The organism is Pseudomonas sp. FP2335, from assembly GCF_030687535.1.
In the GTDB taxonomy this organism is placed as follows: domain Bacteria; phylum Pseudomonadota; class Gammaproteobacteria; order Pseudomonadales; family Pseudomonadaceae; genus Aquipseudomonas.
Genome location: NZ_CP117437.1, coordinates 542048 through 562902, shown reverse-complemented (window position 1 = coordinate 562902; position 20855 = coordinate 542048). Strand labels below are relative to the sequence as shown.

Annotated in this window: 13 protein-coding genes; 5 read left to right on the top strand and 8 right to left on the bottom strand. The window is 62.4% G+C overall.

Going from position 1 to position 20855, the window contains the following annotated elements; translation table 11 throughout:
- Positions 1-108: 108 nt before the first annotated feature.
- A complete protein-coding gene (locus PSH81_RS02375) occupies positions 109-2214 on the top strand; it encodes a TonB-dependent receptor family protein (RefSeq protein WP_370694878.1) in 2106 nt (701 codons plus the stop codon).
- A gap of 150 nt (positions 2215-2364) precedes the next feature.
- On the opposite strand, the gene PSH81_RS02370 is transcribed toward PSH81_RS02375, so the two are convergent.
- Genes PSH81_RS02370 through glnE form a run of 8 tightly spaced genes read right to left on the bottom strand, consistent with a single transcriptional unit; the run spans position 2365 to position 12305 of the window.
- Positions 2365-3804 carry a lipopolysaccharide kinase InaA family protein gene (locus tag PSH81_RS02370; protein WP_305391941.1) on the bottom strand — a complete coding sequence of 480 codons (1440 nt, stop codon included), beginning with the start codon at positions 3802-3804 and terminating at the stop codon, positions 2365-2367.
- Entirely contained in the window at positions 3804-4556 is a 753-nt protein-coding gene (locus PSH81_RS02365; RefSeq protein ID WP_192298289.1) for a lipopolysaccharide kinase InaA family protein, read from the bottom strand. Before PSH81_RS02365 ends, PSH81_RS02370 begins: the two co-directional genes overlap by 1 nt.
- Positions 4553-5287, bottom strand: a complete 735-nt coding sequence (locus PSH81_RS02360; RefSeq protein ID WP_192298290.1) for a lipopolysaccharide kinase InaA family protein — start codon at positions 5285-5287, stop codon at positions 4553-4555. Before PSH81_RS02360 ends, PSH81_RS02365 begins: the two co-directional genes overlap by 4 nt.
- A complete protein-coding gene (gene rfaP, locus PSH81_RS02355) occupies positions 5287-6093 on the bottom strand; it encodes a lipopolysaccharide core heptose(I) kinase RfaP (RefSeq protein WP_192298291.1) in 807 nt (268 codons plus the stop codon). The genes PSH81_RS02360 and rfaP overlap by 1 nt, the downstream gene beginning before the upstream one ends.
- Complete coding sequence (locus PSH81_RS02350) at positions 6090-7214, bottom strand: glycosyltransferase family 4 protein (RefSeq protein ID WP_305391940.1); 1125 nt, start codon at positions 7212-7214, stop codon at positions 6090-6092. Before PSH81_RS02350 ends, rfaP begins: the two co-directional genes overlap by 4 nt.
- Complete coding sequence (waaC, locus tag PSH81_RS02345) at positions 7214-8275, bottom strand: lipopolysaccharide heptosyltransferase I (RefSeq protein WP_192298293.1); 1062 nt, start codon at positions 8273-8275, stop codon at positions 7214-7216. The genes PSH81_RS02350 and waaC overlap by 1 nt, the downstream gene beginning before the upstream one ends.
- A 1-nt stretch (position 8276) precedes the next feature.
- Positions 8277-9311: a lipopolysaccharide heptosyltransferase II gene (gene waaF / locus PSH81_RS02340; protein WP_305391939.1), complete on the bottom strand. Its 1035-nt coding sequence runs from the start codon at positions 9309-9311 to the stop codon at positions 8277-8279.
- 54 nt (positions 9312-9365) lie between these two features.
- On the bottom strand, positions 9366-12305 hold the full coding sequence (gene glnE / locus PSH81_RS02335) for a bifunctional [glutamate--ammonia ligase]-adenylyl-L-tyrosine phosphorylase/[glutamate--ammonia-ligase] adenylyltransferase (RefSeq protein ID WP_305391938.1): 2940 nt from the start codon (positions 12303-12305) through the stop codon (positions 9366-9368).
- Between the two features lie 383 nt (positions 12306-12688).
- On the opposite strand from glnE, the gene aceE reads away from it, so the two are divergent.
- The 4 genes from aceE to msrA all read left to right on the top strand — a co-directional run bounded on the left by aceE (position 12689) and on the right by msrA (position 20724).
- On the top strand, positions 12689-15334 hold the full coding sequence (aceE, locus tag PSH81_RS02330) for a pyruvate dehydrogenase (acetyl-transferring), homodimeric type (RefSeq protein ID WP_226455573.1): 2646 nt from the start codon (positions 12689-12691) through the stop codon (positions 15332-15334).
- Positions 15335-15345: 11 nt separating this feature from the next.
- A complete protein-coding gene (gene aceF, locus PSH81_RS02325; RefSeq protein WP_305391937.1) occupies positions 15346-16992 on the top strand; it encodes a dihydrolipoyllysine-residue acetyltransferase in 1647 nt (548 codons plus the stop codon).
- A 317-nt stretch (positions 16993-17309) separates the two neighbouring features.
- Positions 17310-20003, top strand: coding sequence for a bifunctional diguanylate cyclase/phosphodiesterase (locus tag PSH81_RS02320; protein ID WP_305391936.1), 2694 nt, complete (start codon positions 17310-17312; stop codon positions 20001-20003).
- Positions 20004-20076: 73 nt separating this feature from the next.
- A complete protein-coding gene (msrA, locus tag PSH81_RS02315) occupies positions 20077-20724 on the top strand; it encodes a peptide-methionine (S)-S-oxide reductase MsrA (RefSeq protein WP_305391935.1) in 648 nt (215 codons plus the stop codon).
- Positions 20725-20855: the final 131 nt, after the last annotated feature.

Below are 20855 nucleotides of genomic sequence, written 5' to 3'. Positions count from 1 at the left end.
TGCGTCTAGAGTCAGGTCAGACGGAGCCAAAGGCGCAGCCAGAGGATTCGTTAAACAGTGAAAGAATCGCTAGAATCCCGCGTTTGCCGCACTTTGCCTGGTTATCTGATGAAAATTGCTGGTCCTGCTCACCTCCCTCTTATTGCCGGCTTGCTCGGTTTTTGCGGCCTCGCGATGGGCGACGATTTGCCACTGGTCCTCGACCCCAGCGTCGTCACCGGCTCACGCAGCGCCAGCCCGACGTTTGACCTGCCGTATTCGGTGGACGCCATCAGCCGCGAGCAGATCAGTAACGGCCAGCTCGGCATCAACGCTTCCGAAGCCCTCTCCCGCGTACCCGGCCTGGTGGTGCAGAACCGCCAGAACTATGCCCAGGACCTGCAGATTTCCTCCCGTGGCTTCGGCGCCCGCTCGGCGTTCGGAGTCCGCGGCCTCAAGCTGATCGCCGACGGCATTCCCGCCAGCACCCCGGACGGCCAGGGCCAGGCCGCTACGTTCAACCTCGACACCGCCGAGCGCATCGAAGTGCTGCGCGGCCCCGCGGCCACCCTGTACGGCAGCAACGCCGGTGGCGTGATCCAGATGTTCTCCCGCAACGGCGAAGGCCCGCCGCGCATCGGCGCCGAAACCCTGGTGGGCAGCGACGGCCTGAGCAAAAACCACCTGAGCGCCGAAGGTGCGACCAACGGCGCCGGTTTTGTCCTCGACGCCTCGCGCATGGACACCGACGGCTACCGCGACCACAGCAGCGCACGGCGTGACCAGACGTTCGCCAAGCTCAATTTCCAGCCGGATGACGACAGCAAGTTGGCGCTCATCTACAGCAGTTTGGAGCAGAACGGCACGCAGGACCCGCTGGGACAGACGTGGGAAGCGTACAAGGCTGATCCGCGCTCGGTAGCCACCGGGGCGTTGACGTACAACACACGCAAAAGCATCGATCATCAGCAGTTGGGGATGAATTACGAGCGGTATTTCGGCGAGGCGACGCTGCAAGTGAATGCGTATACGGGGCGGCGGAGTGTGATTCAGTACTTGTCGATTCCAGATAAGATCAAAAACTTACCCAACCCCGCCAACGCACGCGGCGGCGTGGTGGCCTTCGACCGGAAGTTCTACGGCGGCTCGATCCACTGGCTGCAACCGATCACCAGCGCTCCCGGCGACCTTACCCTGATCGCAGGTCTCGACTACGACCGCAGCGAGGATGATCGCCAAGGCTATTCCAACACCGTCAACGGCGTACACGGCGTGAAAGGCGCCCTGGGCCGCGATGAAATCGACACCGCCACCAGCCTCGACCCGTTTGTGCAGGCCAACTGGCTGCTCGGCGACTGGACCCTGCAAGCCGGGCTGCGCCACAGCACCATGAAGATGGACGTGGACGATCACTTCATCACCGACAAAGACGGCGACGACAGCGGCAGCAAGACCTACCAGAAGAACACCCCGTCGGTCAGCGTGATGTATGCGTTCACGCCGGACTTGCATGGCTACGTCAGCGCAGGGAAAGGTTTCGAAACCCCGACCCAGGCTGAATCGGCGTACTCCAACAGCTCAAACGGTTTCAACTTCGCGCTCAAGCCATCGGTCAGCACGCAATATGAAGTGGGTTTGAAAGCCCGCGTCGGCCAGGATACTCGCGTCAATGCGGCAGTCTTCCAGATCACTACCGAAGACGAATTGGTGGTCAGCGAATCCAACGGCGGTCGTAGCACTTATCAGAACGCCGGCCGCACCCTGCGCCGCGGCTTCGAACTGGGCATCGAAAGCCAGCTCAGTGAACAGTGGAGCACCAACCTCGCCTACACCCGCCTGCAAGCCACCTACGACAGTGACTTCACCAACAACGCAAAGGCTATTGAAAAGGGCAACTACCTCCCCGGCGTGCCCCAAACCACCCTGTTCGCCGAACTCAACTGGAAGCCCCGCGACTGGGTCAGCACCGCCATCGAAGGCCTGTACCGCAGCAAGGTCTACGTCGAAGACACCAACAGCCAACGCGCCGCGCCGGCCTACAGCGTGTTCAACTGGCGTGCGCGCTTCGAGCAGAAGGTCGAACACTGGACCTTCCACCAGACCCTGCGCCTGGACAACCTGCTGGACCGCCAATACGTCGGCTCGGTGATCGTCGGCGACAGCAACAACCGCTACTACGAAGCCGCCCCCGGCCGCTCGTGGTACGCCGGTGCCGGCGCCGAATACCAATTCTAAAACCGCCAAAAATCAACTGTTGAAGCTGGCTTGTGTGGGAGCTGGCTTGCCTGCGATAGCGGTGCATCAGGCGCTGATGTGCAAACTGACACGCCGCCTTCGCGGGCAAGCCCGCGCCCACATTGATCTGCTTCCACCTTTTGAGCGCGGTCAGACCTGCACTGGCAAGCGCTGGTCGATGAGTTTGTACAACGCACTGTCCGGCGCCCAGTTGCGCATAAACCGCGCGCGGTCCTTGGCGTAGGCCGGGGCGAAGCTGGCATTGCTGCTGTGTTGGCGCATTGCATCGAGGTCGATCAGCGACCAGCGCCCCTTATCCCAGAACAGGTTGTGCCCCTTGAAATCACCATGACTGATGCGCTCGCGGATCAGTTCGGCGAATAAATGATCCAGGGCCAGCAACTCACTTTCCGGGGCGTCACCGCGTTCAACATAGGGCGCAAAACGCTCGATGATGTCCGGGCCCGACAGGTGCTCGGTGATCAGGTAAGCGCGGCTGCGCAGCCAGAAAAAGCGCTTCTCCAGCACCGCCAGCGGTTTGGGTGTGGCAATGCCGAGGAACGCCAGGCGATTGCCTTCGCGCCAGGAGTGCCACGCGCGACTCGGGCGCCAGAAGCGCTTGAGCCAATGGACGAAACCCTTGATGTTGTAGCGCTTGATCACCAGCGGGCGGCCCGCCACGTCGACCTTGGCCACGGTGGCCGCGCCTCCGGTCTTGAAGAGGTGACCCCTGTCGAGCAACGCGTCGGCCTGGTCCAGCACCGGCAGCATCGCGGCCTCTTCTTCGCGACGGATCGCGCGCAAGGCAAACGGCCCACGCAGCACGCTGAACAGGGTGCACTCGCGGCCGACCTTGTTGAGGAAATCCTTCAGGCGCCAGGCACTGACCTTGCGCACCTGTTTTTCCAGGGCTTGCAGCGGCAAGGCGTGCTCACCGTTGCTCAGCAGGTAATACACCAACAACTCTTCGGTGAACGGCTCGAGGTTTTTCGGCAACTGGGCGAAAAATACCCCGAGGTTTTCCAGCACGCGGTCACGCGACAGCGGCTTGCCCGCCTCTTGCACGCGAATCCCGGCGCCATCGATCAAATACAGTTTGCCGTCCTGGCGCAGCAGGTTGTCCAGGTGCAGATCTTCCTGCCACAGGCCCTTGGCGTGCATTTGCGCAATCACGCCCAGGGCTTCGGCGAGGACGGCGGTTTGTTCGTCGGCCAACGGTGGCAGGTCTTCGACGGCCTGCCAGGCATCGGCCAGGCTTTCGGCGCCGTCGATGAACTCAAAGAGCAGCCAGCCGCCCTCACCTTCCTGCAAACCGTCGGCGAGCAACGCCGGCGTGGTCAGGCCTTGTGCGGCGAGCAGGCGCACGCCGTTGAGTTCGCGCTGAAAATGCCGCGCCGCCTTGCTGCCCACCAGCAACTTGGCCAGTACCGGACGCCCGCGCCAAACCGCCGCGCCCACATAGCGCTCGCCCGGCAACACGCGCAACAGGCTCAGCAGTTGCAGTTGGCCGGGGCCCGCCGCGTCGGCCAGCTCAAGGGTCAGCGGCAAGTCGGGGGTACGGCCGGCGGTTTTCAGCTCGGACAAACGCATCAACGGTTTTCCTTGTGGCTACGACGGGCATTCAGGCGCTGATACCAAGTGGCGACCAACGCGCTGTCCTCAGGCTGATCGAGGTACGCCGCCAACAGTTGGCGCACGTGGGCATCCGACCATTGCGGCGCGCGACGCAGCAACGGCTCCAGATCCTTGACCCGATCACGCCAGCCGAACAGCAGCGGGCGGGTCTTCTCCAGGTCGATCAGCTGCGCAGCGTAGCCGTCGCCGGTGGCCTGCAAAAAAATATGCTTGGGGTAAAAACAGCCGTGCACCTGGCCGACGCTGTGCAGATGCCGCGCCAATTGACCGCAGGCCCGCAGGATGGCGCCGTGCTGGGCGTCGCTCAGTTGCGGCCACTCGTCGAGCAGTGAATCCAGGTCATTCCAGCCGTCGAGGGCGCGGGTCAGCAGCATTGCACGATGCTCACCGGCGACCTTGCGCTCGCCGTAGAACGCCGCCTGCAATGCCGGGATACCGAGCTTGCGGTAACGGCTGATATTGCGGAATTCGCGGGAGAAACTCGGCTCGCCAAACGGCCGGTGCAGGCTGCGCGTCAGGTAGTTGCTCTGGCGCTTGAGGTAGTAGCCGTGGCCGTCGAGTTCCAGGCGAAACACGCTGCTCCAGCCACCACGGCTGGTGTTCGGCTCGTCCACCGCATCGAGTTGCTTGGCCCACAACGCATCAAACGTGGCGAGACCATGGCGCTCCAGCAGCGCACGGTCTTCAGCTGCCAGGAAGTCAGTCATTCGCGCCCCTCAAAAAACTTCACCACGTGGCGAATCCGCTGCTTGTCCGATGCACTCAGGTGCCGGCGCTGGCGGTACTGCATGTAGAAACGCAGGCGCTGGGTGGCCGACAAGTGATACTTGGCGACCTTGTCCAGGCACGCCAAGTCCTTGGTGATGCGGTACTTGAGCCAGAACCCGCGCCAGAAGTCGCCGTTGGGGCAATCAATCAGGTACAGGGTCGACTGGTCGTCGATCAGCAGGTTGCGCCACTTCAAGTCGTTATGGGTGAAGCGGTGATCGTGCATGGTGCGCGTGTATTCGGCGAGCTGACGGCTCACCGCATCGACCCACTTCGGATCGTGCAGGCGTGCATCGTCGCGCTCGGCCAGCACCGACAAATCTTCGGTGCGCGGCAATTCGCGGGTGATCATCGCGCCACGGTCATAGGCCAGGCCGTTGCGTTCCAGGCCCCAGGCGACCACATCGGCGGTGGGAATGCCCCATTTGGCGAAACGCTTGAGGTTCTGCCATTCGGACTTGACCCGCGGCTTGCCGAGGTAGCGGCGCAGGCCCTTGCCGGCGCCGGTGTAGCGCTTGACATAGTAATTGACCCCACCACGCTCCACGCGGATCACTTCCGACAGCGGGTCGTGGGTCAGTTGCTCGCCTTGCAGGGCGAAGACCGCTTCAAGGCTGCCAAAATCATGCGCCAGGCTGGCGTAGGCCGGCTCCAGGTTCCAACCCGCCATCAGATCGCATCTCCGTAGCGTTGTTTGCGTGCGTAGAGCTTGTCGGCCTTGCGTTGCATCAGGTTCAGCGACGCCGATTGCTCGGCGAGGACCTGGCGCAGCGGCTGGCGGAAATAGCCCTTGAGGAAGCGCAACTTGTCGCGTCGGGTCAGGCCGATGTCCAGCGCCGAGTAGTACAACGCGGACAGGTCCTTGTCGCGCCAGCGCAGCGGCAAATGCGCGCGCAATTGGGCGCGGTGCAGGTCGATCACCGACAGCTTGATGTTGTTGGCGTCGATCGGTTGCGAGGTGTCGAGCAGGAAGTGGCACAGGTAGCAGTCGCGATGGTTCACGCCGCCACGGTGCATATCGCCGACCATGCGCGCCAGCTCAAAGGTGAGCGCATGGCGCAACGCCGGTGCCGGCGGTTGCGCGACCCAGTCGAGGGTCAGGTCTTCGAGGCTGAGGGTCGGCGCCAGTTCTTCGGTGATGATGAACGAGTGCTGATCCGCTGGATTGTTGCCCTTCTCGCCGAACGCCACGCCGGTCATGGTCGGCACGCCGAGATCCTGCAGGCGGTGAATGGCCGCCCACTCAAGGCCCGCGCCGAGCACCGGCAGCTTGGCGGTGATCAGGTTCTTGAAGATCTCGCCCCAGCCGATGCCACGGTGGATCTTCACGAAATAAGGACGGCCCTCAACCACGGTGCGCAATGTGCGCCGCGCCGCCAGTTCGCGGAATACTTCGCCTTGCAGTTTCTCGACTTCGGCAAAGGCGTCACGCCCGGCCCACAACGTCTTGAACGGTTCGGCAAGAATCAACTTCATCGTTTCGGCTCCGCCAGAATCACATCCGCAGCGTGCTGCGGCATGCTGTAGAGGTCGGCCGTCTCGGCGAAGGCCAACCCATTGCGGCCCCAGGCCGCGCGCTGTGCAGTGTCGCTGAGCATTTGCGTCAGGTAGCGGTTGAGCTGGGCTTGTTCGAATGGCTCATCCAGCACAAGGCCGCAATCGGCTTCGGCGATGTAATGGGCATAACCACATACCGCCGAGACCAGCACCGGCAGCCCGGCGACCAGGGCTTCGAGCAATACGGTGCCGGTGTTTTCGTTGTACGCCGGGTGGATCAACAGGTCGGCGCCCAGCAGGAAACGCGGGATGTCGCTGCGGCCCTTGAGGAACTGCACGTTATCCCCCAGGCCCAGCGTCGCGCTTTGCAGCTGGAATACCTTGGGGTCGTCCTGGCCGATTACAAACAGGCGCGTGCGTTTTTTCAGCTCCGCTGGCAGCGCGGCCACGGCCTTGAGGCTGCGGTCGACGCCCTTGGTCTTGAAGCCCGAGCCGATCTGCACCAGCAGCAGGTCGTCATCAGCGAGGTTGAATTCCTTGCGGAAACCTTCGCGGATTTCGGCGGCATTCGGCGGTGCGCGTCGGTCCTGGGCAATGCCTGGCGGCAGCAGGTGGAAGCGTTCCAGCGGGGTGTCGTAGTACTTGATGAACAGCGGCTGCTGCACTTCGGAGATCATCAGAACCTGGGTATTGGCGTCCTTGGCAAACACCGCGCGCTCGTACTCGGCGAAGTGCTTGTAGCGGCCAAAGTAGCGGTACAGCGAGTGCCGCAGGTTCTGCGCCTTATCTTCAAAGCAGCCGTCGGCGGCGTAGTACACGTCAAGGCCGGGCATTTTGTTGAACCCGATCAGGCGGTCCACCGGGCGCTTGGCCAAGTCGGCAGCCATCCAGGCACTGAGTTTCTCGTTGCGTCGATGGTTGAAGAACGCCTTGACCGGCGCCACCAGCACTTCGAAGCCGGGCGGGATGTCGCCTTCCCAGATCAGTGTGTAGACACGGATCTGGTGGCCGCGCTGCTGGCACTCCAGGGCGATGCGCATGAAGTCGCGCTGCAAGCCGCCGAAGGGGAAGTATTTGTACAAAACGAAAGCCAGTTGCATCAGTGCAGCTCCTCAGCCAATAACAACGTGCTCAGTCGGCTGGCCACACGCTCAGGGTTCAGGCGCGTGAAACACAGGGGCGACTCGCGCTTGAGGTCGAACCGACGCTGGTCGTCGGCCGTCGGTTGATAGGTACATTGTTTTTGCAGGCACGGCGCGCACGGGAAGTCGCTGCCCAGGTGAATCTGGCCCTTGCCGTAGGCGCCGGTGAGGCCGGGGTTGGTCGGGCCGAACAGGGAGATGGTCGGCACATCCAGCGCGGCGGCCAGGTGGCCGAGGCCGGTGTCCACCGCCACACAGGCGCGGGCGCCGGCCAATACGCGGGCGATGCCGGCCAGGTTCAGCCTGGGCAGCACTTCGGCGTTTGGCAGGCCTTGGGCCAGGCGCTCGGCGCGGGCTTTTTCGGCGGCGTTGCCCCACGGCAACTTCACGTCCACACCCAGGCGGCCCATGCGCTCGGCGAGTTCGCGCCAGTAGGCTTCGGGCCAGTGCTTGGTGTCCCAGGTGGTGCCGTGCAGCAGCAGGACGAAAGGCTTTTTCGGCGGCAAACCGAGCAGCTTGTCGACGCTCAGACCATAGTCGCCCAAGCCTTTGGGCAGGTCATAACCGAGGGCCACGGCAAACAGCTGGCGCAAGCGCTCCACCGCGTGCTGCCCACGGGCGACGGCCAGGCGGCGCGAGTAGAAGCGTGCGGCGATGGGCTCACGGGCGGAGTTTTTGTCGAAACCGGCAATCGGCGCACGCACGTAGCGGGTCAGCCAGGCACTTTTGAACAGGCCTTGGGCGTCGATCACCAAGTCGTATCTGGTCGACTGGACTTGCTGCTTGAAGCGCCGCCACTCGCCGCTCTTGATGGTCTGCCAGAGGTTCTTGCGCCAGCGGCGGATCGCCACCGGGATCACCTTGTCGACGGCCGGGTGCCAGGTCGGAATCTCGGCGAAGCCTTCTTCCACGACCCAGTCGAACCGGATGCCGGGAATCGCCCGCGCGGCGTCGGTGAGTGCCGGCAGCGCATGGATCACGTCGCCCAGGGATGAGGTCTTGATTACCAGTACGCGCAAACTATCGGACCTCGACCGCAGAGTCCTGCAACCGCTGCAAGGCTTCGTTCACCGGCTGCGGCAGCAACTGGCGCATGCAGTTGTAGTGGCCGAAGCGGCAAGTGCGATCAAAACACGGGCTGCACTCCAGGCCCAGGCGCACCACTTCGACCTTGTCGGCCAGCGGCGGGGTGAAGCCAGGGGACGTGGAGCCGTACACCGCCACCAGAGGGCGGTTCAGCGCGGCGGCGACGTGCATCAGGCCGGAGTCGTTGGACACCACCGAATCGGCGCAGGACAGCAGGTCGATAGCCTCGGCGAGGGACGTGTCGCCACTCAGGTTGACCGCTTCTTCACGCAGGCCAGGGATCAGGCGCTGGCGAATATCCTCGCCGACCGGATGGTCCTTCTTCGAACCAAACAGCCACACCTGCCAGCCTTCGCGGATTTTCATCTCGGCAACCTTGGCGTAATGCTCCGACGGCCAGCGCTTGGACTCGCCAAACTCAGCCCCCGGGCACAGCGCCAACACCGGACGATCCAGGCTCAGGCCGAACTTGGCCAGGGCCGCATCGCGGCTCACCGGGTCGATCTGCAAGCTGGGGCGCGGATACGGCTTGGGCAGCTCGGCACCCGGTTCGTAGGCCAGGGCCATGAAGCGTTCGATCATCAGCGGGTAGCGTGCCTTGTCGAGCGTGCGCACGTCGTTGAGCAACACATAGCGGAACTCGCCGCGCCAGCCGGTGCGCTTGGGAATACCGGCAAAAAACGGCACCAACGCGGACTTCAGCGAGTTGGGCAGCAGGATCGCCTGGTCGTACGCGCCGGCCAGGGATTTGCCGATGCGACGACGGGTCGCAAGCTCCAGGGCCCCGTGACCGAGCGGGAAGCTCAAGGCCTGGCGGACTTCGGGCATGCGTTCAAGGATCGGTCGGCTCCACTCGGGGGCGAGCACGTCGATATGGCAGTCGGGATGACGTTGTTTCAGGCACTGGAACAGTGTCTGCGCCATCACCATGTCACCGACCCAACTGGGCCCAACGATCAAAATATTCATGTAGTTTCCACAAACGATGCGGGGAGGCTTATGCCTCCCCGCCCTAATAGTGTTTCAGCTCAAGCCCAGCTCCTGCCAGATTCGCATCACCTGGCGCCGTTCGTCGGCAAACTGCTCGCCGGTCACCGTCCCCGCCTCGTTTTGCAACGCCTGGCGGTGCGCGGCGGAACGGTAGGCCTTATACACCTCGCGCAGCAGATGGGCATCGGCGGCGGGCATCAACCCCACCTGCTCCAGACCTTCCAGAATGCGGATATTGTCGGTGTAGCGCAGCAACGATGGATGTTGCGCAGACCACGCTAAAGCCGCGTATTGCACCATAAATTCAATATCGACGATACCTCCGGCGTCCTGCTTGAGGTCGAACGCCACCGTGGCGTCGAAGGCATTGGCGCCGGTACCGGCCGCCGTGCCCTTGGTGCCCAGGTTGTCACGCATCTTGGCGCGCATCTCGCTGACCTCCTGGCGCAGCGTCGTCAGGTCGCGCTCACGCCCCAGCACCTTGGCCCGTACCTGCTCGAACGCATGGCCGACATCCTGGCTACCCACCAGCACCCGCGCGCGAATCAGAGCCTGATGTTCCCAGGTCCAGGCTTCGTTTTCCTGATAGCGCTCGAACGCGCCCAACGAACTGACCAGCAGCCCGGAGGCGCCGGACGGACGCAGGCGCATATCGACTTCGTACAACTGGCCGGAGTTGGTCTGGGTGGTCAGCAAGTGAATGATGCGCTGGCCCAGGCGCGTGAAGAACTGCGCACCATCAATCGGCTTGGCGCCATCGGTTTCGGCCTGGGGGTCACCGTCGTGGATGAACACCAGGTCCAGATCCGAACCATGCCCCAGTTCGATGCCGCCGACTTTCCCATAACCGACAATGATGAACCCAGGATCGCACAGGGTGCCGTCCACCCGCTGCGGCGAGCCGTGGCGCGCCACGGTCTGGCGCCAGGCCAGGGCCAGTACTTGTTCGAGGATGGCCTCGGCGAGCCAGGTCAGGTAGTCGCTGACCTTCATCAACGGCAGGCTGCCGGCGATTTCCGAGGCCGCAACGCGCAGGCGGTGGGCCAGTTTGAAGTGGCGCAGGGCTTCCATTTGTTGCTCGAGGTCGTCCTCGGGGATGCGCGTGAGGCGTTCGCGCAGTTCGGCCGCCAACTCAGGGGCCAACGGCGGCTTGAACAGACGGCCTTCGTTGAGCAATTCGTCGAGCAGCAACGGGAAGCGCGTGATCTGCTCGGCGATCCACGGGCTGGCGGCGCACAGGGTCAGCAGGCGGCGCAGGGCGTCGGGGTTTTCCGTGAGCAGCACCAGGTAGGCGGAACGACGGGCCACGGCTTCCACCAGCGGCAATACGCGTTCCAGCACCAGGTCCGGGTTGGCATGCTCGACGGCCTGAGCCAGCAGGCGCGGGATAAACGCATCCAGACGCTCGCGACCGAGGCGCTGCATCGCCCGCAATTGCGGGCTGCTGCGCAGGCCGGCCAAGGCCTTGAGGGCCTTGGGCGCGTCACTGAAACCGCCTTCGGCCAACTGACGGCAAGCGGCCTCGTCATCCTGGGACTCTTCCCACAGCGGCAACCACTCGCCGCCCACGACCAACTCGCTTTCTTCGCCCTCTTCTTCATCCGGGTCGGCGATCACCTGACGGAAGTGCCAGTCCACTCGACCGCGCCAATACATCAAGCGCTCATGGAAGGCCGCCCAATCATCAAAGCCCAGAATGAAGGCAATACGCGCCTGATCTTCCCCGGTGTCCGGGAGCATTTGCGTCTGGCGGTCGGCAATCGCCTGGATCGCGTGTTCGGTGTAACGCAGGAATTCGTAGCCATCGCGCAACTCGGCGATCACCGCCGGCGGCAGGTAGCCCTGGCCTTCAAGGGTGCCAAGGACCTTGAGCAGCGGCCGTTGTTGCAGGCTGAGGTCGCGGCCGCCGTGGATCAGCTGAAAGGCCTGGGCGATGAACTCCACCTCGCGGATGCCACCCGCGCCCAGCTTGATATTGTCGGCCATGCCCTTGCGCCGCACTTCCTGCTGGATCAACTGCTTCATGGTGCGCAGCGCTTCGATGGCGGAGAAGTCCAGGTAACGCCGATAGACGAACGGTCGCAGCATGTCGAGCAACTGCGCACCGGCCACCTGGTCGCCCGCGACTACCCGCGCCTTGATCATGGCGTAGCGCTCCCAGTCGCGCCCCTGGTCCTGGTAATACTGCTCCAGCGCGTTGAAGCTGAGCACCAGCGAGCCCGACGAGCCATAAGGACGCAGGCGCATGTCGACGCGGAACACAAAACCGTCGACGGTCATCGGATCGAGGGCCTTGATCAGTTTTTGACCAAGGCGAATAAAGAACTCCTGATTATCCAGCGCCCGCTTCACACCCACCGTTTCGCCGCCTTCGGGGTACGCGAAGATCAGGTCGATGTCCGATGACAGGTTCAGCTCCACCGCACCGAGCTTGCCCATGCCGAGGATGACCATGTGCTGCGGCTCACCGCTGCGCCGGCCGGTGGGGGTACCGAATTGTGCGCTGTGGCGCTGGTACAGCCATTGGTACGCCTGGTCGATGCTGGCGTCGGCCATGTCGGAGAGGTCGCGACAGGTTTGTACCAGGTCCGCCTGGCGGGTCAGGTCGCGCCAGATAATGCGCACTTGATGACGGGTACGCTGGCGGCGCAGGACGCGGCCCAGCTCATCTTCTGTTTCAGCCTGTTGCACAGCGCCAGCAATCTGCCCACACAGCTCGCCGGGGGCGAAACCGCGGTCCAGCTCGCCCCAGGCCACCAGCTCCAGCAACATCAAAGGGTCACGAACGCTCTGTTCAATCACGAAATCACTGGCGGCGCACACACGGGCAAAGTCGGCCCAGCGTTGCGGCGACCACGCAGAAAGGCCATTATCGTCGCCCAGCGCGGCCACTGCGTCACGAAATGACTGCTCGGCCCGGCTGGCGTAAGGCAGGAGGATGGCCGGCAGGTTGGCCAGCGTTGGAAGGCTCATGGTCTATCCTTGATCGGCGCGTAATTGACTGATTGCGGTGCCGACAAGAACCCCACGCGGCGACGAACTGTCGAACAAAGGTTATAAATAGCTGAAAATTCATATTTTTTGGCAGGCAACATTAAACTTCTACCTTTTCTTGTCTGCAAAAGATCAACATTAACGATTATGCTCACCAGCCAGACCGAGCAATCCGCTCTGTCTTGTGTAGTTTTACTACTCGTATATACATTCGAAAGGCTGAAATGGCCGACGATTTGTAGTAAAACTACAGGACGCCGAAGCAACCTTCGGCCATCCAAGAATTTATGTCGTCTGCCCACAAGGCCAGTCGCAAACTTCAGGCAACCGATTCTGGTAGCCTTTCCGCCCTGGAGCAAGCCATGCAAGACCTCGATCCCGTCGAAACCCAGGAATGGCTGGACGCCCTGGAATCGGTTCTCGACAAAGAAGGCGAAGACCGTGCTCACTACCTGATGACCCGTATGGGCGAACTCGCAACCCGCAGCGGTTCGCAATTGCCTTACGCCATCACCACGCCATACCGCAATACCATCCCCGTTACCCACGAAGCACGCATGCCTGGCGACCTGTTCATGGAACGCCGCATTCGCTCGCTGGTACGTTGGAACGCCATGGCGATGGTAATGCGCACGAATCTGAAAGATTCGGACCTGGGCGGTCACATTTCCAGCTTCGCTTCCAGCGCAACCCTGTATGACATCGGCTTCAACTACTTCTTCCAGGCCCCGACCGACGAACACGGCGGCGACCTGATCTACTTCCAGGGCCACACCTCGCCAGGCGTCTATGCCCGCGCGTTCATGGAAGGTCGCATCAGCGAAGAACAAATGAACAACTTCCGCCAGGAAGTGGACGGTCAGGGCCTGTCGTCCTACCCGCACCCTTGGCTGATGCCTGATTTCTGGCAGTTCCCGACCGTTTCCATGGGTCTGGGTCCGATCCAGGCGATCTACCAGGCACGTTTCATGAAGTACCTGGAAGCCCGTGGCTTCATCCCTGAAGGCAAGCAGAAAGTCTGGTGCTTCCTGGGCGACGGCGAGTGTGACGAGCCGGAATCCCTGGGCGCCATCTCCCTGGCTGGCCGCGAGAAGCTCGACAACCTGATCTTCGTCATCAACTGCAACCTGCAGCGCCTCGACGGCCCGGTTCGCGGCAACGGCAAGATCATCCAGGAACTCGAAGGCGTGTTCCGCGGTGCTCAGTGGAACGTGACCAAAGTCATCTGGGGCCGTTTCTGGGACCCACTGCTGGCCAAAGACGTCGACGGCATCCTGCAACGTCGCATGGACGAAGTCATCGACGGCGAGTACCAGAACTACAAAGCCAAAGACGGCGCGTTCGTACGTGAACACTTCTTCAACACGCCTGAACTGAAGGCGATGGTTGCAGACCTGTCCGACGACGAGATCTGGAAACTCAACCGTGGCGGCCACGACCCGTACAAGGTCTACGCGGCGTACCACGAAGCGGTGAACCACAAGGAACAACCGACCGTCATCCTGGCCAAGACCATCAAGGGTTATGGCACCGGTGCCGGCGAAGCGAAGAACACCGCGCACAACACCAAGAAAGTCGACGTCGACAGCCTGAAGTTGTTCCGTGACCGCTTCGACATCCCGGTCAAGGACGAAGAGCTGGAAAACCTGCCGTTCTTCAAGCCAGAGCCAAACAGCGCCGAAGCCCGCTACCTCAGCGAGCGTCGTACTGCACTGGGCGGTTTCGTGCCACAGCGCCGTGCCCAGAGTTTCAGCGTACCGACACCGGACCTCAGCACCCTCAAGGCAATCCTTGACGGTTCGGGCGACCGTGAAATCTCCACCACCATGGCCTTCGTGCGTATCCTGGCGCAGCTGGTCAAGGACAAGGAAATCGGCCCGCGCATCGTCCCGATCATCCCGGACGAAGCCCGTACCTTCGGTATGGAAGGCATGTTCCGTCAGTTGGGCATCTACTCCTCCGTCGGCCAGCTCTACGAGCCAGTCGATAAAGACCAGGTGATGTTCTACAAGGAAGACAAGAAGGGCCAGATCCTCGAAGAAGGCATCAACGAAGCGGGCGCCATGAGCTCCTTCATCGCTGCCGGTACTTCGTACTCCAGCCACAACCAGCCAATGCTGCCGTTCTACATCTTCTACTCGATGTTCGGTTTCCAGCGTATTGGCGACCTGGCTTGGGCAGCCGGCGACAGCCGTACCCGTGGCTTCCTGATCGGCGGTACTGCCGGCCGGACCACGCTGAACGGCGAAGGCCTGCAACACGAAGACGGTCACAGCCACATCCTGGCTGCCACCATCCCGAACTGCCGCACCTTTGATCCAACCTACGGCTACGAGCTGGCGGTGATCATCCAGGACGGCATGAAGAAGATGACCGAAGAGCAGCAGGACGTTTTCTACTACATCACCGTGATGAACGAATCCTACCAGCAGCCAGCCATGCCGGCCGGTGTCGAGGAAGGCATCATCAAGGGCATGTACCTGCTCGAAGAAGACACCAAGGAAGCAGCGCACCACGTACAGCTGATGGGCTCCGGCACCATCCTGCGCGAAGTGCGTGAGGCGGCGAAGATCCTGCGTGAAGAGTTCAATGTCGGCGCTGACGTGTGGAGCGTTACCAGCTTCAACGAACTGCGTCGCGACGGCCTGGCCGTAGAGCGCAGCAACCGCCTCAAACCTGGTCAGAAACCTGCGAAGAGCTACGTCGAAGAGTGCCTGGCCGGCCGCAAGGGTCCAGTCATTGCCTCTACCGACTACATGAAGCTGTTCGCTGAACAAATTCGCCAGTGGGTCCCGTCCAAGGAATTCAAAGTCCTGGGCACCGACGGTTTCGGCCGCAGTGACAGCCGCAAGAAGCTGCGTCACTTCTTCGAAGTCGACCGTCACTTCGTGGTGTTGGCAGCCCTGGAAGCCTTGGCTGACCGCGGTGAGATCGAACCCAAGGTGGTAGCAGACGCTATCGTCAAGTTCGGTATCAACCCGGACAAACGCAACCCACTGGACTGCTGAGGAGACTTTTTGTGAGCGAACTCATTCGCGTACCTGACATCGGCAGCGGTGAAGGTGAAGTAATCGAGCTGTTTGTGAAGGTCGGCGACACCGTCGAAGCCGACCAGAGCATCCTGACCCTGGAATCGGACAAGGCGAGCATGGAAATCCCTGCTCCCAAGGCCGGCGTGGTCAAGAGCCTGAAAGTGAAGCTGGGCGACCGCCTGAAAGAAGGCGACGAACTGCTGGAACTGGAAATCGAAGGTGCCGCTGATGCGGCCCCTGCTCCAGCGGCTGCTCCGGCCGCCGCTGCTGCACCGGCGCCTGCCGAAAAGCCAGCCGAGGCCCCTGCGGCCCCGGCTGCTGCTCCGGCCGCCGCTTCGGTCCAGGACATCCACGTGCCGGACATCGGTTCGTCGGGCAAGGCCAAGATCATCGAGCTGCTGGTCAAGGTCGGCGATACCGTCGAAGCCGACCAGTCGCTGATCACCCTGGAGTCCGACAAGGCCTCCATGGAAATCCCCTCGCCGGCTGCCGGTGTGGTGGAAAGCATCGCAGTCAAGCTGGAAGACGAAGTCGGCACTGGCGACTTCATCCTCAAGCTCAAAGTACAAGGCGCTGCGCCTGCTGCTGCCCCAGCCCCGGCTGCTCCAGCGGCCAAGGCTGAAGCGGCTCCGGCTCCGGCTGCTGCCGCGCCTGCACCTGCTGCAAAAGCCGAGGCCGCTCCGGCCCCTGTGGCTGCCGCACCTGCGCCAAGCGGTGCCAAGGTTCACGCCGGCCCTGCCGTTCGTCAGCTGGCCCGTGAGTTCGGCGTCGAGCTGAGCGCCGTCGCGGCTACCGGCCCTCACGGCCGTGTGCTGAAGGAAGACGTGCAGGCTTACGTCAAGGCCATGATGCAGAAAGCCAAGGAAGCTCCGGCTTCCGGCGGCGCTACTGGCGGTTCGGGCATTCCGCCGATCCGCACCGTGGACTTCAGCCGCTTCGGCGAAATCGAAGAAGTGCCGATGACCCGCCTGATGCAAATCGGCGCGGCCGGCCTGCACGCCAGCTACCTGAACATCCCGCACGTGACCCAGTTCGACCAGGCCGACATCACCGACCTGGAAGCTTTCCGCGTTGCGCAGAAAGCCGTGGCCGAGAAGGCTGGCGTGAAACTGACCGTGCTGCCACTGCTGCTCAAGGCCTGCGCGCACCTGCTCAAGGAGCTGCCGGACTTCAACGCCTCGCTGGCACCAAGCGGCAAGGCGATCATCCGCAAGAAGTACGTGCACATCGGCTTTGCCGTCGACACTCCGGATGGCCTGCTGGTACCGGTCATCAAGAACGTCGACCAGAAGAGCCTGCTGCAACTCGCTGCCGAAGCGGCTGCGCTGGCCGCCAAGGCCCGCGACAAGAAGCTCACTCCGGACGACATGCAGGGCGCGTGCTTCACCATCTCCAGCCTCGGTCACATTGGCGGCACTGGCTTCACGCCAATCGTCAACGCGCCGGAAGTGGCGATCCTGGGTGTGTCCAAGGCCACTATCCAGCCTGTGTGGGACGGCAAAGCGTTCCAGCCGAAGCTGATGCTGCCGCTGTCGTTGTCCTACGATCACCGTGTGATCAACGGCGCCGCTGCTGCACGCTTCACGCAGCGCCTGGGGCAACTGCTCGGCGACATCCGCACCATCCTGCTGTAAATCTCCACAGGCCTCCCTTTCACCGGGGAGGCCTGGATGCATCGATTTCCGAGCGCCACGCTCGTACCTCAACCCCGCCACTTGGCGGGGCTTTTTTTGCCCGCTTTTCAGGTGAAAATTGGACAGACAAAACAGGTTTGTACACCTTCCGTCAGTACCATTTCAGAAATCCCCCGCGCGGCCGATAACACCCATATAGCACTTAGCCTTCATCCTCTCTTGTCAGTGCGTGCTGCATGATGCAACCTTGCTTGCAGGCGACAGAAAAGAGGGCGTGAGCCCGGCGCCGTGCGCATTTTCCCAAGCGAGTTTCCCCCATGAAAAGCCAACCCGATGTCGCCCGTATGGCGGCCGAGGTAGTGACGCAGTTACCGGTGCCTTCGCGCCTCGGTATGCTGCGTTTCGAGCGGCTGAATGAGGCAAGCTGGGCCCTGCTGTACCTCGACCCCAATTGCGAACGCCAGTTCGGCCTGCCGGCCGTTGAGCTGTGCGCCCTGCTCGGCACCCCCTACGCCAGCCTGATGGAGCCGCAAGCGCGCTATCAGCTGCATGACGCGATCCAGCAACAACTCAGCCACAGCCCCCACTACCTGGTGCGCTACACCCTGCACACCAGCGACGGTCCACTGAGCCTGCTGGAGATGGGTGAAGCCTACAAACAACACAATCGCCACCTGCTGCGCGGCTACCTGATGGTGGTCGACGGCCTGTTCAACGAAATCCCGACGACAGCCCCGACGGCCGACCTGGAAAGCCAGAACAGCCGCCTGCAAATCGCCCTGGAGCTCAACCAGCGCGCGCAACAGGAACAGTTGCAACATCTGGAGCGCGTACGCGCCCAGCAGGAGCTGATCCTGCTGCTGGCCCGCCAGCGCTACACCGCCAACAATTCGTTGCAGGAAGCCGCCGAGCTGATCACCCGCAGCGCCTGCGAGATCTATCAAGTCGACAGTGCGCGCATCTGGCACCTCGAAGACCAGCGCCTGGTGCCGATTGCCGCCTACCTGCGTGCCGAGCAGCAGCACTATCTGCCCGAGCCCATCGATGCCAGCGGTTTTCCGGATTATCTGGAAGCCCTGCACAGCAGCCGCGCCATCGACGCCACCAACGCCCTGCGCGACCCGCGCACCCGCGAGCTGGCCGAAGAACTGCGCGCCAAGGACATCCAGGCCCTGCTCGACGCCAGCATTCGTGTGGATGGCCAGGTGGTCGGCGTGCTCTGCCTGGAGCAAGGTCGCAACACGCGTATCTGGCAGGCCGACGAAATCGCCTTTGCCGGTGAGCTGGCGGACCAGTTCGCCCAGGTCATCAACAACCACAACCGGCGCACCGCCACCAGCGCCCTGCACCTGTTCCAGCGTGCGGTCGAGCAAAGCGCCAACGCCTTTCTGCTGGTCAATTGCGACGGCGTGGTCGAATACGTCAACCCGAGCTTTACCGCGATTACCCAGTACAGCGCCGAAGAAGTCCATGGTCACCGCCTGGCACAACTGCCGGCGCTGGAGAACCTCAGCGAGTTGCTGTTCGACGCCCCCTCCAGCCTGGCCAAGAGCAACAGCTGGCAGGGCGAATTCAAGAGCCGGCGTAAAAACCTCGAACCCTACTGGGGCCAGTTGTCGATTTCCAAGGTGTACGGCGACAACCGCGAGCTGACGCACTACATCGGCATCTACGAAGACATCACCCAGAGCAAGCTGGCCCAGCAGCGCATCGAGCGCCTGGCCTACACCGACAATCTGACAAACCTGGGCAACCGCCCGGCGTTTATTCGCAATCTCGACGAACGGTTTGCCCGCGACAGCGACAGCCCGATCAGCCTGCTGCTGGTGGACATCGACAACTTCAAGCGGATCAACGACAGCCTCGGCCACCAGACCGGCGACAAACTGCTGATCAGCCTGGCCCGGCGCCTGCGCAACAGCCTCAGCGCCAGCGGCAGCCTGGCGCGGTTTGCCAGTAACGAATTCGCGGTACTGCTCGACGACACCGACCTGGAAACCGGCCAACAAGTCGCCGGCCAGCTGTTGGCGACCCTCGACAAACCGATGTTCGTCGACAACCAACTGATCAGCGTCACCGGCTCCGTGGGCCTGGCCTGCGCACCACTGCATGGTCGCGACCCGCAGACCCTGATGCGCAACGCCGGCCTGGCTCTGCACAAGGCCAAGGCCAATGGCAAACATCAGGTGCAGGTATTCACCGAAGCGCTGAACGCCGAAGCCAGCTACAAGCTGTTTGTGGAAAACAACCTGCGCCGCGCCCTGACCCAGAACGAGCTGGACGTGTTCTACCAGCCCAAGCTGTGCCTGCGCAGCGGGCGTTTGCTGGGCATGGAAGCGCTGCTGCGCTGGAACCACCCGGAAAAGGGCATGATCCGCCCCGACCAGTTCATCAGCGTGGCCGAAGAGACCGGCTTGATCATCCCCATCGGCAAATGGATCGCGCGCCAGGCCTGCCGCATGAGCAAGCAACTGAGCGCCGCTGGCATGGGCAACTTGCAGGTCGCCATCAACCTGTCGCCCAAACAGTTCTCCGACCCGGACCTGGTAGCCTCGATTGCCACCATCCTCAAAGAAGAACAGTTGCCGGCCAACCTGCTGGAGCTGGAGCTGACCGAAGGCCTGCTGCTGGAAGCCACCGAGGACACGCGCCTGCAACTGGACCAGCTGAAAAGCTTCGGCCTGACCCTGGCCATGGACGATTTCGGCACCGGTTACTCGTCGCTGAGCTACTTGAAAAAATTCCCGATCGACATCATCAAGATCGATCGCAGCTTCATCCACGAAATCCCGGACAACCAGGACGACATGGAAATCACCTCGGCGGTGATCGCCATGGCCCACAACCTCAAGCTCAAGGTCGTGGCCGAAGGCATCGAGACCGCCGAACAGCTGGCGTTCCTGCGCCGGCATCGCTGTGACGTCGGCCAGGGCTACCTGTTCGACCGGCCAATCCCCGGCGCAGAGCTGTTTGCTATGCTCAAGCGCTACCCACGCGGACCTGTCGCCTGACAGCGTGGTAACACTCGGGCACACTGGCTGTCTGACTCTTTACCGCTAACCCAACCTGACGAGAGGACTGATCATGGTCTTGCGCTCGGAAATTCTGGTGAATAAAAACGTGCTTCCTACTGCAGAACAAGCTTTGCCTGGCCGCGAAACCCCGATGGCGCTGCCCGAAACCCACTTCGTCAACGGCAACCCGTTGCTCGGCCCTTTCCTGGATGACGTCGGTTTCGCGATCTTCGGCCTGGGATGCTTCTGGGGCGCCGAGCGTAAATTCTGGCAGCGCGACGGCGTAGTCAGCACGGTGGTCGGCTACGCCGGCGGCTTCACGCCGAACCCGACCTACGAAGAAGTCTGCTCGGGCCTGACCGGCCACAGCGAAGTAGTGCTGGTGGTGTACGACCAAACCAAGGTGAAATACGAAGACTTGCTGAAGATGTTCTGGGAACTGCACAACCCGACTCAGGGCATGCGCCAGGGCAATGACATTGGCAGCCAATACCGCTCGGTGATCTATGCGACCACGCCGGAGCAATTGGACGCGGCGCAAGCCAGTGCGCAGGCGTATCAGCAAGAACTGACCAAGGCCGGGCTGGGGGAGATCACCACCGAGATCGACGAAGCGCCGACGGTGTACTTCGCCGAGGCGTATCACCAGCAGTACCTGGCAAAGAATCCGCAGGGCTATTGCGGGATTGGCGGCACAGGCGTGACCTGCCCGATCTAAGGCTTACACAGTTCAAATGTGGGAGCGGGCTTGCTCGCGAAAGCGGTGGATCAGTCAACTGACTCTGTGACTGACACTCCGTATTCGCGAGCAAGCCCGCTCCCACACAAGCCCGCTCCCACATTTGGTTC